8 protein-coding genes and 1 pseudogene are annotated in these 6,955 nt (G+C 62.7%); 4 read left to right on the forward strand and 5 right to left on the reverse strand.

All coding sequences use genetic code 11. The features are described 5' to 3' along the window. Positions 1-331: 331 nt before the first annotated feature. On the forward strand, positions 332-1,312 hold the full coding sequence (locus ACI944_RS09655; RefSeq protein ID WP_411718834.1) for a hydroxyacid dehydrogenase: 981 nt from the start codon (positions 332-334) through the stop codon (positions 1,310-1,312). Beyond that, positions 1,309-2,094, forward strand: coding sequence for an HpcH/HpaI aldolase family protein (locus ACI944_RS09660; RefSeq protein WP_411718835.1), 786 nt, complete (start codon positions 1,309-1,311; stop codon positions 2,092-2,094). Before ACI944_RS09655 ends, ACI944_RS09660 begins: the two co-directional genes overlap by 4 nt. A 443-nt stretch (positions 2,095-2,537) precedes the next feature. On the opposite strand, the gene ACI944_RS09665 is transcribed toward ACI944_RS09660, so the two are convergent. Together ACI944_RS09665 and ACI944_RS09670 are read right to left on the reverse strand one after the other, a co-directional pair. Next, positions 2,538-2,984, reverse strand: coding sequence for an RNA-binding protein (locus tag ACI944_RS09665; RefSeq protein WP_411718836.1), 447 nt, complete (start codon positions 2,982-2,984; stop codon positions 2,538-2,540). Between the two features lie 4 nt (positions 2,985-2,988). Further along, complete coding sequence (locus tag ACI944_RS09670; protein WP_411718837.1) at positions 2,989-3,183, reverse strand: DUF1918 domain-containing protein; 195 nt, start codon at positions 3,181-3,183, stop codon at positions 2,989-2,991. Between the two features lie 235 nt (positions 3,184-3,418). On the opposite strand from ACI944_RS09670, the gene ACI944_RS09675 reads away from it, so the two are divergent. Beyond that, complete coding sequence (locus tag ACI944_RS09675) at positions 3,419-3,985, forward strand: NUDIX hydrolase (RefSeq protein ID WP_411718838.1); 567 nt, start codon at positions 3,419-3,421, stop codon at positions 3,983-3,985. Positions 3,986-4,036: 51 nt separating this feature from the next. Here ACI944_RS09675 and ACI944_RS09680 read toward each other — a convergent pair whose 3' ends face one another. From ACI944_RS09680 to pyrB, 3 genes are all read right to left on the reverse strand, one after another. After that, positions 4,037-4,903, reverse strand: coding sequence for a hypothetical protein (locus ACI944_RS09680; RefSeq protein ID WP_411718839.1), 867 nt, complete (start codon positions 4,901-4,903; stop codon positions 4,037-4,039). A gap of 318 nt (positions 4,904-5,221) precedes the next feature. After that, entirely contained in the window at positions 5,222-5,683 is a 462-nt protein-coding gene (gene pyrI, locus ACI944_RS09685; protein ID WP_411718840.1) for an aspartate carbamoyltransferase regulatory subunit, read from the reverse strand. Continuing rightward, positions 5,680-6,582 carry an aspartate carbamoyltransferase gene (gene pyrB, locus ACI944_RS09690; RefSeq protein WP_411718841.1) on the reverse strand — a complete coding sequence of 301 codons (903 nt, stop codon included), beginning with the start codon at positions 6,580-6,582 and terminating at the stop codon, positions 5,680-5,682. The genes pyrI and pyrB overlap by 4 nt, the downstream gene beginning before the upstream one ends. Before the next feature lie 146 nt (positions 6,583-6,728). Here pyrB and ACI944_RS09695 point away from each other — a divergent pair. Next, positions 6,729-6,955 (forward strand): annotated as a pseudogene (locus ACI944_RS09695) (transcriptional regulator); the annotation flags it as partial.

Here is a 6,955-nt window from a genome sequence, read left to right on the forward strand (position 1 = left end):
AGATCAAGACAGGTTTGATGATATTAAAATTATAGCCCTGGCATCAAACTGTCTTGGTTTGAGCGTTTTATACTGCCAGCGGTGTCGTGGTACCGCCGTAATCAGCTGTCCCACAGAACGCCGGATTGCACGCTGATTAAACGAGTTCTTTGGAAACGATGTACCGGAGTCCCGGCGGGCCCACACATCCAAATGACCGCGTTTCGGGCTCGCAGTGCAGACCCCTCCCCTATCATTCTCGTGCGCGCTACACCCCTGTGTGGGGGTAGACGGTCGACCTATAGACTGTCTGTCATGGAGGTATATACTTTTATCCCTGTCGTCAAAACGCATGCGCATGCCAAACGAGTGGAACGTTCTTCTTCCGAAAGAAATCGACCAGTCGGGGCCCGAATCCATCGTGGATTTCGCCGACTGTACTGGGATGGACGAGTACACCAGCTACGAGTCGGCCCTCGATGACATCGACCGCTACGACGCCGTCATCGTCAGGGTCGCACCACTCGACGATGACGTCATCGACCGGGCTGACAAACTGCAGGTCATCGCCAAACACGGGGCCGGCCTCGACAACGTCGACATCGACGCGGCCTCCGAGCGGGGTATCGTTGTCTGTAATACCCCGGGCGCGAACGCACGGTCGGTTGCTGAACACGCGGTGGCGTTGCTGTTTGGCGTCCGCCGGAACCTACGGACCGCCGACAGCCACGTCCGGGCGGGCGAGTGGGAGCGCGGGGCGTTCGCCGGTCACGAACTCACTGGGGATACGCTTGGGCTGTTCGGCTTCGGCGCCATCGCACAGGTGGTGAGTGACCTCGTCCAAGGGCTGGAGCAGACCGTCCTCGCGTTCGATCCGTACGCCGCGGACGACAAAGTGCCCTCCAGCGTCGAACGCGTCGACGAACTGTTGGAACTGTTTGAGCGTTCGGACGCGGTGAGCATCCACGTGCCGTTGACTTCGGAGACGCGTCACGCCGTCTCGACGCCGGAACTGGCGGCACTCGGCGAACGGGGCGTGCTCATCAACACTGCGCGCGGGCCGATCGTCGACGAGGCAGCACTGGTCGAGGCGCTGGAGGCGGGTGAAATAAGCGGGGCCGGTCTCGACACCTTCGAGGAGGAACCACCCGGCGGGGGCCACCCGCTCTATGATCAAGACAACGTGCTCCTGACGCCACACGTCGGCGGGGTGACCGATGAGGCGCTCGCCCGGATGAGCCAGCAGGCGGCAGACAACGTCCGTACCGTCTACGAGGGCGGATTGCCCACGTCGACGGTGAACCGCGCCGATCTAACGGAGGGTGAAGAATGAGAACCGAGAACGGGCTCCGGCGGGCCATTGAAAACGGTGAGACGGTGTTCGGGGCCAGCGCCGTCACGTTCTCGCCGACGGTGGTCGAGACACTGGGTTCGGTCGGGCTGGACTACGTCTGGCTCGATTTCGAACACGGCGGTCCAAGTCCCTACGACAGCACTGTCTTCGAGGAACTGACACGGGCCGCTGAGGTCGCCGACATCGAGCTACTAGTTCGGCTGCCCAAACCCGAACCGGCTCTGGTGCGGAAGGTACTCGACGCCGGCGTCCGCACCATCCTGCTCCCGCGTATCGAGACCGCCGAGGAACTCCAGCGAGCCATCGAGGCGGCATACTTCGCCTACGATGGGGACGTCGGCGATAGGGGCGTCGGCGTCGGCCGGTCGGGCAACTGGGAGGGGTATGTCGACAGCTTCGTCGGCGGCGAGGACAGCGAGGTGCTGGTCGGGACGATGATAGAGAACCAACGAGCCGTCGAGAACATCGAGGATATCCTCTCGGTGCCGCAACTTGGCTTTGCCTTTGTCGGGGTTGCCGACCTAACGATGTCGATGTCCGGCGGGGACCCCTTGTCGAAAAACTCCGAGCAGGTGACGGCGGCGATAGACCGGGCCCTCGAGGCCTGTCTGGACAGGGGCGTCCCGATGGGCCGGATTCGTAACAGCGTCGAAGAGGCACAGGCAGCCGTCGACGCGGGCTACCAAATCGTCCGCATCGGGGGCGACATGTCGGCGGTCCGGACGACACTCGGCGGACGCCTCGACGAACTGCGGGATTAGCCCCCCTGGCGCTGTCGAGACATTTCAGTAGAGTCTCTGGCTGGGATCGCTGTTCTACCCGAAGCGACATCTCCTGTCGGCTTTGAGTTCCCCTCCGCCCTGCACGAGGGAGTTCCTCCGTGAGCAATCCAGCCAGTCGAGTACCCTGACTGTGAACGTTCGGGTCGCTGACGCTAGATTGGTCAGGCGAACGCGGCTGTTCCCCAACGCCAGCGGGTGTCCAGTCATGTTCGTTCCACTACCAGCACGCCCCATCCGTGGATGCGTCCCTGCCGAGTTCAGCACACGGGGCAGCAGGCCGAGCCATCGGCCCAACTGCAGACTCAGGATGTTCCACGTCCCGGCAACGTCGCTATCCGCCTCGATATCAGGTGTGATACAGTGATCCGCCGAGAAAGTGCAAGCTCGTTTTTTATTCGCCAACAGACCGAGCCGCCCCTGTGTTAGGCTCCGTCGGCCTGTGCCGCGAGGTCCTCAAGAGCCTCATTCGCCGTCGCGATAGCCCGCTCCCGCTTGGCTGGATAGGCTTCGACTTTTCCGCGGAGCATGAGTCCCTCGCCGAGCGCGACATCGCCGTGGTAGGCTGCCTGCTTGTCGAGGCCGATATAGAAGGCGCAGTTGTCGTCGATGCGGGCCTCCAACTCCTCAAGCAGGCGGTCGAGTTCGCCGAGTCCGGTCAGCTTCGAGAGTACGTGCCTGACGTCGTCAGCGCGTTCGAGCCTGATCGAAAAGATCACGATCCGGTCGCCGTTGTGGCCCTCGGTGACGTCGCGCTTGAGTTCGGTCTCCTCAGGGAGAAAGGTCCTGAGTGCCGCCTCGACCCGTTTTTCGTCCTCCGTCGCGTAGCAAAATGTCCGGAGATCGACGTAGTGGAACGGGACGGCACTCATCGTCTCACTCGTCGTCCGCGTCGTCGGCGACTTCGAGGGACTCCTCGGCGATGCCTGCCTCTTGTCCCTCCTCGAAGTCGACGATGTAGGTGTTGTCGCCGAACATGGTCTCCGAGACCTGCGTGACCTCGCCCGTCTCGCCGTCGTACTCGCTGTGCTTGTCGTGGAACACCACGCGGTCTCCCTTCTCAAATGCCATGCCTCCGCTTTTCGCCGATACGGAAAAAGCCCGTCGTTTCATCCGCCAAGGTCACTCAGCAAAGCCGAGCGAACAGCTCGCACACAGCCTGAACCGCGTTGATGCCGAACAACGGACCCACCTTCCGGCGCCGAGCAGTTTTTTACGTACGCCCCCGAAGAACAAGTATGATATTCGAAGCCACGCGACACACCGATCGCCCTCCGACCGAGCCACACCGGCGCCCGGAGCGGGAATGACGACCCTCGACGGATTGTGGTTTCTGGCCGACGAAGCGACGCAACGCGCCGAGCGGGCGTATCATCGGCTTGAGGACATCTACGATGGAGCGCCCCTCAAACGGACGTATCAAAAACGCGTCTCACGGGACCGATTCCGGACGCTCGCCGAGCGGATCGAACACAGCGGGACACCCTACGGGGCCCATACTCTCGTCCAACGCGAGAGCGATCAGCTCCTGTTAGTCCGTCACGAGGGCGTCGATCTGTGGGTGCTTCCGGGCGGCGGCGTCGACGGCTCCGAGTCGTTCCGCGAGACGGCCGAACGGGAACTCGACGAGGAAGCCGGGATCAAGGCGACCTATCGCGGATTGGCGATGTTGAACCGCGTCGAGGTGACCTGTCGGGACTACTCCACCTGGGGTGTACTCCCCGTCTTCCGTGCGGTCGCTGACACGACGGCCCCCGTCATCTCGGATCCCGACGACGAGATCAGTGCCGCTCGGTGGTTCGACCCCGGACAGTTGCCGGACGATACCCGGGACCGGGAGGACCTCATCGACGCCGCAAGGGCCGTCAATTAGCAAGGCTCCGGTGGGCGCGCAGCTACGGTTGAACCCACACCACGTCTCGGCTCACCACTCAACGCCATCACGTTCGTCCGCCGCCCGCCGTCGCAACGCGGCTCGCCCGTTTGAGGCATCGTAGCCGAACAGGACTGACTCGCCGTACCCCTCCGCAACCTCCATCGCGTGGATCAGGTCGCCGATGTCGACATCAACCGCATAGAGCTCGACGCTGAACGGCGTCTCCAGGCGGCTTTCGAATCCTTTTGCGATCGTTTCCAACCAGTAGGTCGTCCCGTAGTAGGTGTCGTACAGCGGGACGACGAACTCGTCGATGTGAGGTTCGAGAGCGTCAAGATCGAGCCCCGCCCGTTCGTACAGGTGACCGTCGTAGGGGTCGGGATACAGCGTCAGATAGCTCCGTCCGGGGATCCGGTCGACGGCCGCTCTGACGAACTCTGTGATGCGCTCGGCGCGCCACTCGTATCGGTCCTCGACGGTCGTTTCGGTGGGATGGGGGCCCTCCCCGCGGTCGTAGCGCGTCCGGACCCACGACTCGAAGCGCTCGTTGCAGCGATCACAGTAGCAGTACTCGGGGCGCGGGAAGCCGACGTCGTCGAGTCGGATGTCCGGAGTTACCTCGGCGCAGTCAGAAACGATCTCTAAGAGGCCCTCGCGGTAGCCGTCGTGGGTGGGGCAGACGTAGGCCCAATCAAAGTAAGTCTGCTCGCGGGTGGCTCGCACCCCATCGGGGGTGACGGGAACGAGGTCAGGGTTCTCCTCGGCAGCAGCGTTGTCGCCAAAACAAGAGATCATGCTCACCGTGTCGGGGATCGGCTCCGCGGAACGGCCGGAGACATCTTTGACCTCGTAGAACCCGCGGTCGAAGTCGGGCCAGCGGACCTCCTCATCGTTTCGCGTGACGACGCCGTACATACCCATAGTCGGCGCTCGCGGCCCCTAAGTCGTTCGGAAGCATGGGTGGCGGACCGACAGCGAGCGCAAGCGTAACAGAAATCCCATTCGTTCAACACCTCCGCGATCGTTCGATGGGTCGGATGGAGGGCGGTTCGGCCCCCGGCGCCCGGGTGGAGCGCGGATCGAACGGAGGGCGATCGGTTCGAGTAGCGCGAACTACCGTTTCGCGACGTACAACAGGACGACCGCCGCGACGAGCACGACGGCGAGTGCTTTTTTCGACATACAATGCATTTAACGACGTCCGGGGGTATAGATGTTCCCCCGGGGTGTGCGTCACGCCGCGCTGATGTGCGAGGCGATTGATTCCCGGATAATCGTCTCACAGTACGTACACCGGACGCCCTCCTCGAGCACATCGAAGCGGGATTCGATCGGCTCATCGGCCGTCGAGATGCAGTTGGCGTTCGGGCACGACAGCACGCCAGCGACGGTTTCGGGGCGCGTCACTCGGTGTTTCTCGACGACCTCGAACTCACGGACGATGTTGATGGTCGCCGCCGGCGCGATGAGTGACAGCACATCGACCTCGTTTTGGCTCAATTCACGACCCTCGACTTTCACGATGTCCTTTCGTCCCAACCGGTCGGAGGGAACGTTCATACCGACGCTTACTTCTTCGCCGGACCCGCCGTCAATGCCGAGGATCGCGAGCACATTGAGCGCTTGCCCGCCGGCGATGTGGTCAATAACGGTTCCGCTCTCGATCTTGGAAACGCGGAGTTCGGTGTCTGTCATAGCATCTCGTCTAAAAGCGCCATCCGAACCGGGATGCCGTTGTGAGCCTGTTCGAAGTACGTCCCATAGCGCGTTTCGTCGACCTCCGGGGCGATCTCGTCGACACGCGGCAGCGGGTGCATCACCGTCAATTCGTCTTTGGCCGACTCAAGGAGGTCGGCGTCGATCCGGTACTCGCCGGCGACCTGTCGGTACTCGTTCTCGTCGGGGAATCGCTCGCGTTGGATCCGTGTCACGTACAGCACATCGAGCGTGTCGAGGACATCCTCGATTCCGGTGTGTTCTCTGACCTGCGCGCCAGCCTCGTGGAGGTCGTATCTGACGCCACGAGGGAGACGCAGGCTTTCGGGGCTGATGAAGTGTTGACTCACGTCGAAGTTCGTCAGCGCGTGCGCCAGCGAGTGGACGGTTCGGCCGTATTTTAAATCGCCCATGATCCCGATCGTGAGATCGTCGAGGCCGGCGTTTTCCCGGATCGTGTACATATCTAAGAGCGTCTGTGTTGGGTGTTGCCCCGCCCCGTCGCCGGCGTTGACGACTGGGACGTCGACGAACTCGCTTGCGAGTTTTGCCGACCCCTCAGAGGGGTGTCTGAGGACGATCGCATCGGCGTATCCCTCGATGACTCGGACAGTGTCGGCGAGGCTCTCGCCCTTTTTGACCGACGAGGAGTCGACGCTCCCCATGTCGATCGTGTCGCCGCCGAGTCGCTTCATCGCCGCGTCGAACGACATCTTGGTCCGGGTGCTCGGTTCGAAAAATAGCAGTCCCAACAGCGTGTCCGCGTGCCGTCCAGCGATCGCCCCGGGATCGGCGGCGATCTCGGCCGCGCGGTCGAGCACCGTCTCGATGTCGCCACGGGATAACTGCTTCGCGCTGATCAGGTGGTCGTGGCGCATTACCGGAAGGCCGGCACGGACGGTCTTGAATCCCCCGACCGGCGGATCGTATGCCGATCGGTCACGCGGTCACGAACGGCTTCGGCACGAAACAACACGTGAGCCGCCAGAAGGTTTAATCAGCGTCGCGGCGGTATTTACATATGATGAGCGAACGACTCCAGACCGGGATTTCCGCCCTCGACAGGCAGCTTGACGGCGGGATTCCGGCCGGGAGCGTCGTTGCGCTCACCGCCGCGCCGGCCAGCCAGGCCGAACTGTTTCTCTACGAACTCACCGGCGCGCGGGACACGCTGTATCTAACAATAGACCGGACGAGCGACGCGGTCGCGAACAGTATCGAGGCCGCACCGACATCGACCGGTGACCCGAC

It is taken from the genome of Natronomonas sp., assembly GCF_046710025.1.
In the GTDB taxonomy this organism is placed as follows: Archaea; Halobacteriota; Halobacteria; order Halobacteriales; family Haloarculaceae; genus Natronomonas.

Bases quoted from the DNA above. Each gene is read 5' to 3' on its own strand.
- pyrI (WP_411718840.1), bottom strand. From the start codon at position 5,683: ATGACAGACACCGAACTCCGCGTTTCCAAGATCGAGAGCGGAACCGTT.
- ACI944_RS09660 (WP_411718835.1), top strand. From the start codon at position 1,309: ATGAGAACCGAGAACGGGCTCCGGCGGGCCATTGAAAACGGTGAGACG.
- ACI944_RS09670 (WP_411718837.1), bottom strand. From the start codon at position 3,183: ATGGCATTTGAGAAGGGAGACCGCGTGGTGTTCCACGACAAGCACAGC.
- ACI944_RS09665 (WP_411718836.1), bottom strand. From the start codon at position 2,984: ATGAGTGCCGTCCCGTTCCACTACGTCGATCTCCGGACATTTTGCTAC.
- pyrB (WP_411718841.1), bottom strand. From the start codon at position 6,582: ATGCGCCACGACCACCTGATCAGCGCGAAGCAGTTATCCCGTGGCGAC.
- ACI944_RS09680 (WP_411718839.1), bottom strand. From the start codon at position 4,903: ATGTACGGCGTCGTCACGCGAAACGATGAGGAGGTCCGCTGGCCCGAC.
- ACI944_RS09655 (WP_411718834.1), top strand. From the start codon at position 332: ATGCGCATGCCAAACGAGTGGAACGTTCTTCTTCCGAAAGAAATCGAC.
- ACI944_RS09675 (WP_411718838.1), top strand. From the start codon at position 3,419: ATGACGACCCTCGACGGATTGTGGTTTCTGGCCGACGAAGCGACGCAA.